The organism is Acidocella sp. C78 (assembly GCF_907164655.1).
This window is the reverse complement of sequence record NZ_CAJQZK010000043.1, coordinates 1-14,036: the sequence shown is the minus strand read 5'-3', so window position 1 is coordinate 14,036 and position 14,036 is coordinate 1. Positions and strand designations below refer to the sequence as shown.

The 14,036-nt window shown below is 60.7% G+C and carries 13 protein-coding genes and 2 pseudogenes; 7 read left to right on the top strand and 8 right to left on the bottom strand.

What is annotated here, in order from left to right; all coding sequences use genetic code 11:
• Positions 1-1,641 (top strand): annotated as a pseudogene (locus ACIDOCELLA78_RS000000112390) (error-prone DNA polymerase); the annotation flags it as partial.
• Between the two features lie 135 nt (positions 1,642-1,776).
• On the opposite strand, the gene ACIDOCELLA78_RS000000112385 reads toward ACIDOCELLA78_RS000000112390, so the two are convergent.
• The gene (locus tag ACIDOCELLA78_RS000000112385; protein ID WP_214006293.1) at positions 1,777-1,914 is read right to left on the bottom strand and encodes a hypothetical protein; all 138 of its coding nucleotides are present in this window, start codon (positions 1,912-1,914) and stop codon (positions 1,777-1,779) included.
• Between the two features lie 101 nt (positions 1,915-2,015).
• On the opposite strand from ACIDOCELLA78_RS000000112385, the gene ACIDOCELLA78_RS000000112380 reads away from it, so the two are divergent.
• The 5 genes from ACIDOCELLA78_RS000000112380 (at position 2,016) to ACIDOCELLA78_RS000000112360 (ending at position 5,679) form a co-directional block, all read left to right on the top strand.
• Positions 2,016-2,483: a flagellar basal body-associated FliL family protein gene (locus tag ACIDOCELLA78_RS000000112380; RefSeq protein WP_249676274.1), complete on the top strand. Its 468-nt coding sequence runs from the start codon at positions 2,016-2,018 to the stop codon at positions 2,481-2,483.
• A gap of 49 nt (positions 2,484-2,532) precedes the next feature.
• The gene (locus ACIDOCELLA78_RS000000112375) at positions 2,533-2,901 is read left to right on the top strand and encodes a DUF6468 domain-containing protein (protein WP_201729809.1); all 369 of its coding nucleotides are present in this window, start codon (positions 2,533-2,535) and stop codon (positions 2,899-2,901) included.
• Positions 2,902-3,260: 359 nt separating this feature from the next.
• A complete protein-coding gene (locus ACIDOCELLA78_RS000000112370) occupies positions 3,261-3,767 on the top strand; it encodes a MotE family protein (protein ID WP_201729808.1) in 507 nt (168 codons plus the stop codon).
• The gene (locus tag ACIDOCELLA78_RS000000112365) at positions 3,764-4,750 is read left to right on the top strand and encodes a hypothetical protein (RefSeq protein WP_201729807.1); all 987 of its coding nucleotides are present in this window, start codon (positions 3,764-3,766) and stop codon (positions 4,748-4,750) included. Before ACIDOCELLA78_RS000000112370 ends, ACIDOCELLA78_RS000000112365 begins: the two co-directional genes overlap by 4 nt.
• 53 nt (positions 4,751-4,803) lie before the next feature.
• Complete coding sequence (locus ACIDOCELLA78_RS000000112360; RefSeq protein WP_201729806.1) at positions 4,804-5,679, top strand: lipopolysaccharide assembly protein LapB; 876 nt, start codon at positions 4,804-4,806, stop codon at positions 5,677-5,679.
• Positions 5,680-6,755: 1,076 nt separating this feature from the next.
• Here ACIDOCELLA78_RS000000112360 and ACIDOCELLA78_RS000000112355 read toward each other — a convergent pair.
• The 6 genes from ACIDOCELLA78_RS000000112355 to ACIDOCELLA78_RS000000112330 all read right to left on the bottom strand — a co-directional run bounded on the left by ACIDOCELLA78_RS000000112355 (position 6,756) and on the right by ACIDOCELLA78_RS000000112330 (position 12,391).
• On the bottom strand, positions 6,756-7,196 hold the full coding sequence (locus ACIDOCELLA78_RS000000112355; RefSeq protein WP_214006292.1) for a hypothetical protein: 441 nt from the start codon (positions 7,194-7,196) through the stop codon (positions 6,756-6,758).
• Complete coding sequence (locus ACIDOCELLA78_RS000000112350) at positions 7,175-7,900, bottom strand: MotE family protein (protein WP_201729805.1); 726 nt, start codon at positions 7,898-7,900, stop codon at positions 7,175-7,177. The genes ACIDOCELLA78_RS000000112355 and ACIDOCELLA78_RS000000112350 overlap by 22 nt, the downstream gene beginning before the upstream one ends.
• Positions 7,901-8,107: 207 nt before the next feature.
• Positions 8,108-8,632: a DUF6468 domain-containing protein gene (locus ACIDOCELLA78_RS000000112345; protein ID WP_201729804.1), complete on the bottom strand. Its 525-nt coding sequence runs from the start codon at positions 8,630-8,632 to the stop codon at positions 8,108-8,110.
• Between the two features lie 50 nt (positions 8,633-8,682).
• Positions 8,683-9,150: a flagellar basal body-associated FliL family protein gene (locus tag ACIDOCELLA78_RS000000112340; protein WP_249676818.1), complete on the bottom strand. Its 468-nt coding sequence runs from the start codon at positions 9,148-9,150 to the stop codon at positions 8,683-8,685.
• Positions 9,096-11,549, bottom strand: coding sequence for an error-prone DNA polymerase (locus ACIDOCELLA78_RS000000112335; RefSeq protein ID WP_249676821.1), 2,454 nt, complete (start codon positions 11,547-11,549; stop codon positions 9,096-9,098). The genes ACIDOCELLA78_RS000000112340 and ACIDOCELLA78_RS000000112335 overlap by 55 nt, the downstream gene beginning before the upstream one ends.
• A complete protein-coding gene (locus ACIDOCELLA78_RS000000112330) occupies positions 11,486-12,391 on the bottom strand; it encodes a PHP domain-containing protein (protein WP_249676815.1) in 906 nt (301 codons plus the stop codon). The genes ACIDOCELLA78_RS000000112335 and ACIDOCELLA78_RS000000112330 overlap by 64 nt, the downstream gene beginning before the upstream one ends.
• A 10-nt stretch (positions 12,392-12,401) precedes the next feature.
• Here ACIDOCELLA78_RS000000112330 and ACIDOCELLA78_RS000000112325 point away from each other — a divergent pair, with 10 nt between their 5' ends.
• Positions 12,402-13,631, top strand: coding sequence for a hypothetical protein (locus ACIDOCELLA78_RS000000112325; protein WP_201729812.1), 1,230 nt, complete (start codon positions 12,402-12,404; stop codon positions 13,629-13,631).
• A 189-nt stretch (positions 13,632-13,820) separates the two neighbouring features.
• Here ACIDOCELLA78_RS000000112325 and ACIDOCELLA78_RS000000112320 read toward each other — a convergent pair.
• Positions 13,821-14,036, bottom strand: a pseudogene (locus ACIDOCELLA78_RS000000112320) (hypothetical protein); the annotation flags it as partial.

Sequence of the window (14,036 nt, the reverse complement as noted above, 5' to 3'; positions counted from 1 at the left end):
GTGATTCACTATCGGCCGCGCAGCGCGATCCGCGATGTCGGCAAGGCGCTCGGCCTGGAAGCGGCGACGATCGAGACGCTGCGGCGCAAAGCTGGAATCCGGCGATGCGCTGTGGTCGACGAGCGGCTGCGCGAGGCCGGGCTCGATCCGGCCTCGCCGGACCTGCGGCGGCCATCGGCCTCGCGCGCGAGCTGGTCGACCTGCCGCGGCATCTGTCCCAGCATGTCGGCGGTTCGTGCTGACGCGCACCCGGCTCGACGAGATCGTGCCGGTCGGCCCGGCCGCCATGGCGGAGCGCAGCTTCATCGAATGGACAAGGACGATATCGACGCGCTGGGGCTGATGAAGGTCGACGTGCTGGCGCTGGGCATGCTCACCTGCATCCGCAAATGCTTCGCCCTGCTGGGGATCGCCGATCTGGCCGACGTGCCGCGCGAGGACCCGCGCGTTTACGACATGCTGTGCCGGGGAGATGCGCTCGGCGTGTTCCAGGTGGAAAGCCGGGCGCAGATGAACATGCTGCCGCGGCTGCGGCCGCGCACCTTCTACGACCTGGTGATCGAGGTCGCGATCGTCCGGCCGGGCCGATCCAGGGGATATGGTGCATCCGTATCTGCGGCGCGGAACGGGCTGGAGGCGACGAACATGCCCTCGCCCGCCCTGCGCGCCGTCCTCGGCAAGACGCTCGGCGTGCCGCTGTTCCAGGAGCAGGCGATGCGGATCGCCATCGAGGCGGCCGGCTTCACGCCCGGCGAGGCCAACGAACTGCGCCGCGCCATGGCGACCTTCCGCAGCCCCGGCGCGATCGAGCGATTCTTCACCCGGATGGTCGAGGGCATGGTCGCGCGCGGCCATGAGCGCGATTTCGCGGAGCGCTGCTTCCGCCAGATCGAGGGTTTCGGCACTTACGGGTTCCCGAAAGCCATGCCGCGAGCTTCGCGCATCTGTCTATGTCTCGGCCTGGCTGAAATGCCACCACCCGGCGGAATTCGCCGCCGCTTTGCTGAACTCGCAGCCGATGGGTTCTACCAGCCGGCGCAGATCGTGCGCGATGCGCGCGAGCACGGCATCGCCGTCCGCGCCGCCGATGTGGCGGCGAGTGCGTGGACTGCACGGTGGAAAACGGGCGCTGCGGCTCGGCCTGCGGATGATCAGGGCTTCAGGGCCGACTGGGCGGCACGGATCGACGCCCTGCGGGCCGAGAGGCGAATCGGCCTGCCCGAACTTGCGTCGCTGCCAAAAGCCACACTCGAAGCGCTGGCCGAGGCCGGCGCCCTGCGGTCTCTGGCATGGGGCGGCGCACCGCGCTCTGGCAGGCCGGCCTGGTGGACAATGCGCCCCTTCCCCGCTCGGGCCGCTTTCCTGCCCTGCCGCCGCCCCCGAACTGCCCCTGATGCAGCACGGCGAGCACGTGGCCGCCGACTATCGCGCCACCGGCCTGTCCCTGCGCGCGCATCCACTAGGCTTGCTGCGAAGCCATCCCCGGCTGCGCGGCACCATCACCTGCAAGGACATGGACGAACGCGTCCAAGACGGCGGCCAGGTCCGCCTTGCCGGCCTGGTCACGGTGCGCCAGCGCCCGGCAGCGCCAAGGGACCGTATTCATCACGATCGAGGATGAAACCGGCATCGCCAACCTGATTGTCTGGCCCGCCCGCGTCGAGCACTGCGACAGGAGATCGTCTCCGCCCGGCTCCTCGGCGTGCGAGGCCGGGTGCAACGCGGCGTCGAGAGGATGTCACGATCGTGCATGTTCTGGTCGATACGCTTGCCGATTTATCGCCCCTGCTCGACCGGCTCGACCGGCTCGACCCGCCAGAGGCAGCGAGCGAGGCGGGCGGTCAAGGGAAATCGAGCCGGAACGGCGAACAGCGCCACGAAGCCGTGATTTTCACTGATGCCCAAACGGAACATAACCATCCATTAATATTCATCCAAGATAATCGCCTCAGAGGATCAGAGGACAATCTATGGCCAAGCCACCGACAGCCGCAAAAAATGCAGCCGACGAAACCTTGCCCGAAGCCGAGGGCGAGGCGGTGCCGGCAAAGCCGTCAAAGCGCAAGCTGATCTTCATCGGCGGTGCGGTCGCCGCGTTTCTGCTGCTGATCGGCGGCCTGTGGATCACCGGTATCCTGCCGCGCATGCTCGGGGAGAGACCACCGCCGAAAGTAACCGGGCCGGTTTACGTCAAAATCCCGGAAATCGTCGCGAATCTCGACGTCCCCAATGGCCAGGACTCCTATGTGAAACTTGAAGCCACCATCGAACTTGCGGATCAGAAATCCGCAAAAATCGCGACGGCCGACATGCCCCGCATCGTCGATGTGTTCCAGACCTATCTCCGTGCCATGCGTCCAGGCGAACTGCGCGGCGCATCCGGCACCTACCGCCTGCGGGAAGCCCTGATCGATCGCGTCGAGGTGGCGACGGCGCCTGCCGTGGTGAAAGACATCCTGTTTCAGGAACTGATCGTTCAATAATACTGATATCTACCAGCGTCGAAGCAAAAATTGTCGAAATGGTGAAAAAATGCTGACCTATATCCTGACTTATGGCGCATGGGGATTTCAGAGCGTATTATTTGGAGTTCTTGTTTTCACGCTGGTTTATGCACGCCGCCTGGACAAATCCATTCTCCAGATGCGCGCCGATCGCCATGCCCTGCAGGAACTGGTCGACCAGATCGGCACATCGGTCAGCTCCGCCATATCCGCCACCGAACGTCTGAAGGAGCAGGCCGGCCAGAGTTTCACCGCCCTGGAGGAGGCGTGCAAGGCCGCCGCCGCCTCCACCACCCGTCTCGACGAACTGATCAGCCAGGCCAATATCGCCGCGGACACCCAAAAGCGCGCCGAGAGCAAGGAGGGCTTCGATATGTCCGATACGTCTGCGGCGTGATCGACCTGAAGCCTCAAGACGCCGTAGCTTCGCCGCGCGGTGCTGATGGCAAAACCAAACCCCCTGCACCGTTCGAACCAATCCCGGCGCCCCGCGAAGCTGCAAAGCAGAGCCGAGCGCGACCTTGCCGGGATGCTGCTAGATGCCACCTGATGAGCTGCAATCCCGCGGACTGCCACGCCTACTGCCGATCGTGACGTTTTGTCTGTGCGGAACCATTCTCTTCAAGTCGGCCGGGCTTGTGGATGCAGCTTTCGCGGGCGCCTCAACGTCCGAAAAGGCGTCCACAAGCTTCACCAGGCCCAGGACAAGCATTCCGGAACAAGAGCGGGAATTCCGCTCCCTCGGCCTACGAACCCGTGGCCAACTGGAAAGACAAGCCCCCGCCTCCTCCTCTCTGCAAGCCAGACCCTCTGGACCAGACCGGCGAACGCAAGCTTTTGCTTCAACTCAAGCAACGGGCCGAGCAGCTTGATTCGCGCGCCGCGGCACTGAACCGCCAAGAGGCGGAACTGGCCGTGGAAAAGGAAGCCATCGCCAAGCAAATAGCGGCGATCAAGCCGCTGGCGCAGAAGCTTGAGCAGATCAATGCCGCTCACAAAGCCGCAGATCAAAAGAAATGGACCGCTTTGGTTTCAACCTACGAAACGATGGATCCCCGGAGCGCTGCACGCATATTTGACGGTCTCGATCCCAAAATCGTCCTGAATGTGATCCAGCGCATGAGCAGCCGAAAATCGGCGCCCATTCTGGCCGACATGAGCCCAGAAAAGGCACAAATCGTCACAGAGAAGCTCGCCGGCATGACGGCCATGACGCCCAAGCCTCAACCAGTCGCATCCCTTCTGCCTGATGGTGCACCATGACCCGCTCCCGCATGGCCGCTGCCAACAGGAAAAAATTCAGATATGTCGCCTATATATCGCTTGCGCTCGGCGGAGGTATTCCGCACGCAGCCTTCGGCAATTCATCGTCATACTGGTTTCGTATCCTGGTGCCGGATAACCTGGTGCCCGCCAATGTCGGACAATCCATTTTCGAAGAGGGAGGCAATTCTTATCTGGTATTGGCTGGCAGCTTTCCAATAAAAGCATATGCGCTCAAAAAAATAACTGGCAATCAGAAAGCCGCCGTCATTCATCTTCAGAATTCCACAGTTCTCAAGATACCGACACCTGCAGGGCAATCATTATCGACGCAGGCCGGCAACAGCTCAATCCATGTCAACCTGACCCAATCGGCGCCCCAAAACAACGTCAAGATTTCTTTCGACAAGGGCTTTATAAACCTCGGTTGCACCGATGCCGGGCCCATCGTCACAATGGCCGATCCACAAACCGGAAGACCCTTGTTGATCGGTACCGTGACCGGGACAACGGCCTTGAGCGACGCGCCAAGCGGGCCAGGATACAGGTTTTTGCCAACATCCCGAGGCATTGCCGTCATCGCATCGTCCGATGAGGTCGCGCTGTCCCGTCAAGCTGGCGGGTTCAGCCTGGGCTCCCTGAAAGCCGGCACCGGTCTGCCAATCGGTAATCCGCTTCTGGTTCCTCCCCTTACTGCGGCTTCAAGAACACCCGATGGCCTTGATCTTCCACGTTACAATCTGATCGGCCTACGACAGCGACTAGGGCTGCAACGCATCGCCGTGACCCAGGCGCCGGCTCTCGATAAAGAAGAAGCAACATTCAAGCTGGTTCGGGTGATGCTCGCACTCGATATGGGCCCCGAAGCCATCGGCGCACTTGACCGGCTTGCGCAAACTCAACCACTGATTACAGAAGGCGAGCAATGGAACCTTTTGCACTCCGTCGCGAATATCATTTCCAATAACCCGCGGGGGCACTAGATAATCTCGGAAAAATCAAAAATAATTCAAAAATAAAAGACACACTAAGCGCCTTGGCATACGCCAAGAAAGGCAAATATAAAAAGTCCATCAATGGAATAAAGTCTGGAATAAATTATATATTATCTCTTCCGACACTAATAAGAAATGGTATTCTTCCAACCGTTGCAAAATCACTTATAAATACAAGTAATTTTGATACATTCAAGAAATATATGAATTTTTTTCCAAAAAACTCAATATTTAATTTTTATATTGGGAACTATTATGAAAAAAATGGCAATCTCAATAAGGCAATTTCTATCTACAACAATATCCTTCACACGCGAAATAATAAAGCATTTGGACTTGCCAATTCACATAAGATATATCTCGAATACAAAACACATAAATTAAGCGCACATTCCGCAGCCGATCAGCTATTGCGTCATGTTTATGACTGGAGAGCGGCGAAGCACGAATTAAATCTTCGCATGGAGGTGGCAAAATTGTATGCAAAAGCCAATGATTGGCCCTCCGCGATGTCAGAACTCAAGCATGATTTAATGCTATTTCCCAGCAAATCCAACAAAATCAATCGCCTTCGACAAAAATTATTTTCAGATCTAACGAGTTCCAACCAGTTATCCAAGCTCGGGCCATTAGGGTCAGCATCGATCCTCCAAGATAATATTGACCTTATTCCAAAAAATAATAATGAGTTAAAATATGTGAAATATATGATAAATAATTTTAATCAATTAGGGCTTCCAGAAAACTCAATTCCTGCGCTTGAATATCTCATACAAAAAAATGAAAAACCAGAAAATCTGCCTTCACTTGGACTAATGTTGGCAAATGAACAATTCAAGAATAATCAATTGCAATTTTCATTTTTTTGTATGAGATATTCAAGCGCAGGAATTGAGTTTTCTGGAAGCCCTAATTGATTAAAATTATTTATCATATATTTCACATATTTTAACTCATTATTATTTTTGGAATAAGGTCAATATTATCTTGGAGGATCGATGCTGACCCTAATGGCCCGAGCTTGGATAACTGGTTGGAACTCGTTAGATCTGAAAATAATTTTTGTCGAAGGCGATTGATTTTGTTGGATTTGCTGGGAAATAGCATTAAATCATGCTTGAGTTCTGACATCGCGGAGGGCCAATCATTGGCTTTTGCATACAATTTTGCCACCTCCATGCGAAGATTTAATTCGTGCTTCGCCGCTCTCCAGTCATAAACATGACGCAATAGCTGATCGGCTGCGGAATGTGCGCTTAATTTATGTGTTTTGTATTCGAGATATATCTTATGTGAATTGGCAAGTCCAAATGCTTTATTATTTCGCGTGTGAAGGATATTGTTGTAGATAGAAATTGCCTTATTGAGATTGCCATTTTTTTCATAATAGTTCCCAATATAAAAATTAAATATTGAGTTTTTTGGAAAAAATTCATATATTTCTTGAATGTATCAAAATTACTTGTATTTATAAGTGATTTTGCAACGGTTGGAAGAATACCATTTCTTATTAGTGTCGGAAGAGATAATATATAATTTATTCCAGACTTTTATTCCATTGATGGACTTTTTATATTTGCCTTTCTTGGCGTATGCCAAGGCGCTTAGTGTGTCTTTTATTTTTGAATTATTTTTGATTTTTCCGAGATTATCTAGTGCCCCGCGGGGTTATTGGAAATGATATTCGCGACGGAGTGCAAAAGGTTCCATTGCTCGCCTTCTGTAATCAGTGGTTGAGTTTGCGCAAGCCGGTCAAGTGCGCCGATGGCTTCGGGGCCCCATATCGAGTGCGAGCATCACCCGAACCAGCTTGAATGTTGCTTCTTCTTTATCGAGAGCCGGCGCTGGGTCACGGCGATGCGTTGCAGCCCTAGTCGCTGTCGTAGGCCGATCAGATTGTAACGTGGAAGATCAAGGCCATCGGGTGTTCTTGAAGCCGCAGTAAGGGGAGGAACCAGAAGCGGATTACCGATTGGCAGACCGGTGCCGGCTTTCAGGGAGCCCAGGCTGAACCCGCCAGCTGACGGGACAGCGCGACCTCATCGGACGATGCGATGACGGCAATGCCTCGGGATGTTGGCAAAAACCTGTATCCTGGCCCGCTTGGCGCGTCGCTCAAGGCCGTTGTCCCGGTCACGGTACCGATCAACAAGGGTCTTCCGGTTTGTGGATCGGCCATTGTGACGATGGGCCCGGCATCGGTGCAACGAGGTTTATAAAGCCCTTGTCGAAAGAAATCTTGACGTTGTTTTGGGGCGCCGATTGGGTCAGGTTGACATGGATTGAGCTGTTTGCCGGCCTGCGTCGATAATGATTGCCCTGCAGGTGTCGGTATCTTGAGAACTGTGGAATTCTGAAGATGAATGACGGCGGCTTTCTGATTGCCAGTTATTTTTTTGAGCGCATATGCTTTTATTGGAAAGCTGCCAGCCAATACCAGATAGAATTGCCTCCCTCTTCGAAAATGGATTGTCCGACATTGGCGGGCACCAGGTTATCCGGCACCAGGATACGAAACCAGTATGACGATGAATTGCCGAAGGCTGCGTGCGGAATACCTCGCCGAGCGCAAGCGATATATAGGCGACATATCTGAATTTTTTCCTGTTGGCAGCGGCCATGCGGGAGCGGGTATGGTGCACCATCAGGCAGAAGGGATGCGACTGGTTGAGGCTTGGGCGTCATGGCCGTCATGCCGGCGAGCTTCTCTGTGACGATTTGTGCCTTTTCTGGGCTCATGTCGGCCAGAATGGGCGCCGATTTTCGGCTGCTCATGCGCTGGATCACATTCAGGACGATTTTGGGATCGAGACCGTCAAATATGCGTGCAGCGCTCCGGGGATCCATCGTTTCGTAGGTTGAAACCAAAGCGGTCCATTTCTTTTGATCTGCGGCTTTGTGAGCGGCATTGATCTGCTCAAGCTTCTGCGCCAGCGGCTTGATCGCCGCTATTTGCTTGGCGATGGCTTCCTTTTCCACGGCCAGTTCCGCCTCTTGGCGGTTCAGTGCCGCGGCGCGCGAATCAAGCTGCTCGGCCCGTTGCTTGAGTTGAAGCAAAAGCTTGCGTTCGCCGGTCTGGTCCAGAGGGTCTGGCTTGCAGAGAGGAGGAGGCGGGGGCTTGTCTTTCCAGTTGGCCACGGGTTCGTAGGCCGAGGGAGCGGAATTCCCGCTCTTTGTTCCGGAATGCTTGTCCTGGGCCTGGTGAAGGCTTGTGGACGCCTTTTCGGACGTTGAGGCGCCCGCGAAAGCTGCATCCACAAGCCCGGCCGACTTGAAGAGAATGGTTCCGCACAGACAAAACGTCACGATCGGCAGTAGGCGTGGCAGTCCGCGGGATGCAGCTCATCAGGTGGCATCTAGCAGCATCCGGGCAAGGTCGCGCTCGGCTCTGCTTTGCAGCTTCGCGGGGCGCCGGGATTGGTTCGAACGGTGCAGGGGGTTTGGTTTTGCCATCAGCACCCGCGCGGCGAAGCTACGGGCGTCTTGAGGCTTCAGGTCGATCACGGCCGCAGACGTATCGGACATATCGAAGCCCTCCTTGCTCTCGGCGCGCTTTTGGGTGTCCGCGGCGATATTGGCCTGGCTGATCAGTTCGTCGAGACGGGTGGTGGAGGCGGCGGCGGCCTTGCACGCCTCCTCCAGGGCGGTGAAACTCTGGCCGGCCTGCTCCTTCAGACGTTCGGTGGCGGATATGGCGGAGCTGACCGATGTGCCGATCTGGTCGACCAGTTCCTGCAGGGCATGGCGATCGGCGCGCATCTGGAGAATGGATTTGTCCAGGCGGCGTGCATAAACCAGCGTGAAAACAAGAACTCCAAATAATACGCTCTGAAATCCCCATGCGCCATAAGTCAGGATATAGGTCAGCATTTTTTTCACCATTTCGACAATTTTTGCTTCGACGCTGGTAGATATCAGTATTATTGAACGATCAGTTCCTGAAACAGGATGTCTTTCACCACGGCAGGCGCCGTCGCCACCTCGACGCGATCGATCAGGGCTTCCCGCAGGCGGTAGGTGCCGGATGCGCCGCGCAGTTCGCCTGGACGCATGGCACGGAGATAGGTCTGGAACACATCGACGATGCGGGGCATGTCGGCCGTCGCGATTTTTGCGGATTTCTGATCCGCAAGTTCGATGGTGGCTTCAAGTTTCACATAGGAGTCCTGGCCATTGGGGACGTCGAGATTCGCGACGATTTCCGGGATTTGACGTAAACCGGCCCGGTTACTTTCGGCGGTGGTCTCTCCCCGAGCATGCGCGGCAGGATACCGGTGATCCACAGGCCGCCGATCAGCAGCAGAAACGCGGCGACCGCCACCGCCGATGAAGATCAGCTTGCGCTTTGACGGCTTTGCCGGCACCGCCTCGCCCTCGGCTTCGGGCAAGGTTTCGTCGGCTGCATTTTTTGCGGCTGTCGGTGGCTTGGCCATAGATTGTCCTCTGATCCTCTGAGGCGATTATCTTGGATGAATATTAATGGATGGTTATGTTCCGTTTGGGCATCAGTGAAAATCACGGCTTCGTGGCGCTGTTCGCCGTTCCGGCCTCGATTTCCCTTGACCGCCGCCTCGCTCGCTGCCTCTGGCGGGTCGAGCCGGTCGAGCCGGTCGAGCAGGGGCGATAAATCGGCAAGCGTATCGACCAGAACATGCACGATCGTGACATCCCTCTCGACGCCGCGTTGCACCCGGCCTCGCACGCCGAGGAGCCGGGCGGAGACGATCTCCTGTCGCAGTGCCTCGACGCGGGCGGGCCAGACAATCAGGTTGGCGATGCCGGTTTCATCCTCGATCGTGATGAATACGGTCCCCTTGGCGCTGCCGGGGCGCTGGCGCACCGTGACCAGGCCGGCAAGGCGGACCTGGCCGCCGTCTTGGACGCGTTCGTCCATGTCCTTGCAGGTGATGGTGCCGCGCAGCCGGGGATGGCTTCGCAGCAAGCCTAGTGGATGCGCGCGCAGGGACAGGCCGGTGGCGCGATAGTCGGCGGCCACGTGCTCGCCGTGCTGCATCAGGGGCAGTTCGGGGGCGGCGGCAGGGCAGGAAAGCGGCCCGAGCGGGGAAGGGGGCGCATTGTCCACCAGGCCGGCCTGCCAGAGCGCGGTGCGCCGCCCCATGCCCAGAGACCGCAGGGCGCCGGCCTCGGCCAGCGCTTCGAGTGTGGCTTTTGGCAGCGACGCAAGTTCGGGCAGGCCGATTCGCCTCTCGGCCCGCAGGGCGTCGATCCGTGCCGCCCAGTCGGCCCTGAAGCCCCTGATCATCCGCAGGCCGAGCCGCAGCGCCCCGTTTTCCACCGTGCAGTCCCACGCACTCGCCGCCACATCGGCGGCGCGGACGGCGATGCCGTGCTCGCGCGCATCGCGCACGATCTGCGCCGGCTGGTAGAACCCCATCGGCTGCGAGTTCAGCAAAGCGGCGGCGAATTCCGCCGGGTGGTGGCATTTCAGCCAGGCCGAGACATAGACCAGATGCGCGAAGCTCGCGGCATGGCTTTCGGGAAACCCGTAAGTGCCGAAACCCTCGATCTGGCGGAAGCAGCGCTCCGCGAAATCGCGCTCATGGCCGCGCGCGACCATGCCCTCGACCATCCGGGTGAAGAATCGCTCGATCGCGCCGGGGCTGCGGAAGGTCGCCATGGCGCGGCGCAGTTCGTTGGCCTCGCCGGGCGTGAAGCCGGCCGCCTCGATGGCGATCCGCATCGCCTGCTCCTGGAACAGCGGCACGCCGAGCGTCTTGCCGAGGACGGCGCGCAGGGCGGGCGAGGGCATGTTCGTCGCCTCCAGCCCGTTCCGCCGCCGCAGATACGGATGCACCATATCCCCCTGGATCGGCCCCGGCCGGACGATCGCGACCTCGATCACCAGGTCGTAGAAGGTGCGCGGCCGCAGCCGCGGCAGCATGTTCATCTGCGCCCGGCTTTCCACCTGGAACACGCCGAGCGCATCTCCCCGGCACAGCATGTCGTAAACGCGCGGGTCCTCGCGCGGCACGTCGGCCAGATCGGCGATCCCCAGCAGGGCGAAGCATTTGCGGATGCAGGTGAGCATGCCCAGCGCCAGCACGTCGACCTTCATCAGCCCCAGCGCGTCGATATCGTCCTTGTCCCATTCGATGAAGCTGCGCTCCGCCATGGCGGCCGGGCCGACCGGCACGATCTCGTCGAGCCGGGTGCGCGTCAGCACGAACCCGCCGACATGCTGGGACAGATGCCGCGGCAGGTCGACCAGCTCGCGCGCGAGGCCGATGGCCCGCCGCAGGTCCGGCGAGGCCGGATCGAGCCCGGCCTCGCGCAGCCGCTCGTCCGACCACAGCGCATCGCCCGGATTCCAGCTTTGCGCCGCCAGCGTCTCGATCGTCGCCGCTTCCAGGCCGAGCGCCTTGCCGACATCGCGGATCGCGCTGCGCGGCCGATAGTGAATCACCGCCGCCGCGATCGCCGCCCGCGCGCGGCCGTAGCGGCCATAGATATACTGAATCACCTCCTCGCGCCGCTCATGCTCGAAATCGACGTCGATATCCGGCGGCTCGCCCCGCTCGGCCGAGACGAAGCGCTCGAACAGCAGGTCGATCTCGGCGGGATCGACCGCGGTGATGCCGAGCGCGTAGCAGACCGCCGAATTCGCCGCCGAGCCGCGCCCCTGGCAGAGAATCCCCTGCCGCCGGGCGAAGCCGACGATATCGTTCACGGTCAGGAAATAGCGCGCGTAGCCGAGCTGGGCGATCAGGTCGAGCTCGCGGCGGATCGTCGCGGTGATCGCCGCCGGCGCGCCGCCGGGATAGCGGATCGCCGCTCCCGCCCAGGCGAGGTCGGCGAGATGGCCGTCGGGGTTTTGCCCGGCGGCACCGGCTCGTCGGGATATTCATAGTGTATGTCGCCAAGGGTGAAGCCTACAGCTTCCAGAATCTCGGCCTGAGCCGCGATCGCCCCTTCATATCCGCGGAACAGCCGGGCCATCTCGGCGGCCGGCTTGAGGTGGCGCTCGCCATGCGGCTCGAGGCGCAGACCGGCCTCGGCGATCGTGCAGCCATGGCGGATGCAGCGCATCACGTCCTGCAACGGCCGGCGCGAGGGCGCGTGATACAGCACGTCGTTCACCGCCACCAGCCGCCGCCGTCCGGCCAGGGCGGCGAGCGCCTCCAGCCGCGCGGCGTCGTCCGGCGCATAGCGGCGCGCCGCCCCGAGCCAGACCAGGGCGCCGAAGCCGGCGATCCGGTCGAGGCTGGCGGCGAAGGCGGCATCGGGCCAGGGCGGCGGCATCACGATCAGCGCCATCCCGGCCGCCTGGTCCTCCAGATCGTCGAGGCGAAGCCGGCAGCCGCTTTTCGCTGCCCGCCCCTTGCCGAGGCTGAGCAGCCGGCAGAGCCGACCCCAGCCCTCGCGGTCGCGCGGATAGGCGATGACGTCCGGTCCATCCTCGAAGCCTAGCCGGCTGCCGACCAGCAGGCGCAGACCGCGCCGCTTCGCCGCGACATGCGCGCGCACCACGCCGGCGACGGTGTTCCGGTCCGCGATGCCCAGCGCCGCATGGCCGAGGAACAGGGCCTGGTCGACCAGTTCCTGCGGGTGCGACGCGCCTTCGAGGAAGCTGAACGCGCTGGCGGCGGCAAGCTCGGCATATTCTGTCATCAGAATACCCGTGGATGAACCATCGGGGCGGCCGCGCGCCGCCGTGCAGCCCGGTGCGAAACACCCAGAAACGTTGCCCCGCCTCATCCTCGATCGCGTAATAGTCGCGCAGCATCTCCACCTCGGCGCGGCCGGCTGCCTCAGGGGATTCGTGACGCCACCATTCGCGTGCGATCCGCTCCGGCCCGGTGGCGCGGGTGATGCGATGGCTGGCTCCGCGCCATCGCATCAGCAGCGGCGGATCGTCGGGCACCGGCGCGATCACCTCGATCCGCTCGGGGCGGACGAACAGCCGGACCGGCCGTGGATGGCCGGCGGGTGGCCAGCCTGGCGGCGGTTCCGTTACCGGAATCCGGCGCATCGCGCGCTCCGGCACATGGCTCGCCACTGGCGCCAGCCGCGACAGCCGGGCCCGGGTGGCCAGAAGGTCGAAGGTTTGGGTGTGTTCCGGCCGAAAAGCGCCGCCCAGCTCCGGCTGTCCCGCTGGCAGTGCTGCCACCTCTCCCTCGATCTCCAGGCCTTCCACGCCGAATCCCGGATCGACCCGGTTCAGACGCTCGGCCAGCAGGCGGCAGATATGCGGCGCATCGCGCGCGGGGGCTGCGAAGCCGATCGTCTCCCCGACCACGCGCGCATCGACCCGCCGGAACCGGACCTGCAAAATCGTCAGGCCGCATTCGGCCGCCTCCAGCCTGTCGCAGAGGCGGATGACAAGCCGGGCCAGCGCCGCCCGCAGTTGTTCGGCCGTCAGCAGTGGCTCGTGATGCGATTCCGCCTCGCGCCATGCGGCCGGCGGCGGCAGGAAATGCAGCGGCTCGGCGACCCTTCCGTGCAGGCGGTCGAGTCTGAGCAGCAGGTCTTCGCTGAAACCGGCCCGGATCTCGCTGCGCGAGAGGCGCGTCAGCGCGCCGATCCGTCTGATTCCAAGCCGGTGCAGCCGCCGCGCAACCGGTGCTTCCAGCCCAAGAGCTGTCACCGGCAGAGTGTCGAGTCTGGCGTCCGACGTTATGCCGTGCCGGGCCAGCGCCCGCGCCGCCATCGCGGTGCCGCCGATCGCGATCCGGGCGCCGGGCAGCATGGCTCCGATCCGCGCGCACAGCCTGGCCTCGCCGCCAAACAGATGGGCGCAGCCGGTGATGTCGAGCAGGAGACCATCCGGCGGGTCCGGCGCCACCAGCGGCGTGAAGCCCTGGCAGCGCAGGGCGAGCTGATCGAGGGCGCGCTCAGCTGGCGCGTCTGAGGGTTGCTGGCGGGCAATCCGCCGCCAGCCAGATCGAAAGCATGCGTCGCTCCGTCATGGCCCAGCTCTAGGCCGAAGGCGCCCGGCGGCACGCCGCGCGCATGCAGCAACTCGGCCCGCCAGCGCCGCGCGCCATCCGGCCCGGAAGGTTCTGCGCCAATTCGCCATCTCGTCGAGAACGCATTGGAATCACTTGCCTTTCCCATGTTCAGCACCAGCCCGACAGCCTGGCCCCGCCGTGCCGCCAGTGCGAGGCGCCACCGCGAGACGGGAGATCCGCTCCACCGGCCCAGCCGCGTGCAGGCCACCGGCCAGGGCGGTTTCGAGCAGCGCCAGTCGGTCTTGCTCCCGCTCCGCCTCGGCAAGCACGAGCCGGCCGGGATCGAGCGCCAGCCCGGCGAGCCC

What these genes read in the sequence shown, in the direction of transcription:
- ACIDOCELLA78_RS000000112365 (WP_201729807.1), top strand. Translation starts at nt 3,764, where the DNA reads ATGACCCGCTCCCGCATGGCCGCTGCCAACAGGAAAAAATTCAGATAT.
- ACIDOCELLA78_RS000000112330 (WP_249676815.1), bottom strand. Translation starts at nt 12,391, where the DNA reads ATGACAGAATATGCCGAGCTTGCCGCCGCCAGCGCGTTCAGCTTCCTC.
- ACIDOCELLA78_RS000000112345 (WP_201729804.1), bottom strand. Translation starts at nt 8,632, where the DNA reads ATGCTGACCTATATCCTGACTTATGGCGCATGGGGATTTCAGAGCGTA.
- ACIDOCELLA78_RS000000112385 (WP_214006293.1), bottom strand. Translation starts at nt 1,914, where the DNA reads ATGTTCCGTTTGGGCATCAGTGAAAATCACGGCTTCGTGGCGCTGTTC.
- ACIDOCELLA78_RS000000112375 (WP_201729809.1), top strand. Translation starts at nt 2,533, where the DNA reads ATGCTGACCTATATCCTGACTTATGGCGCATGGGGATTTCAGAGCGTA.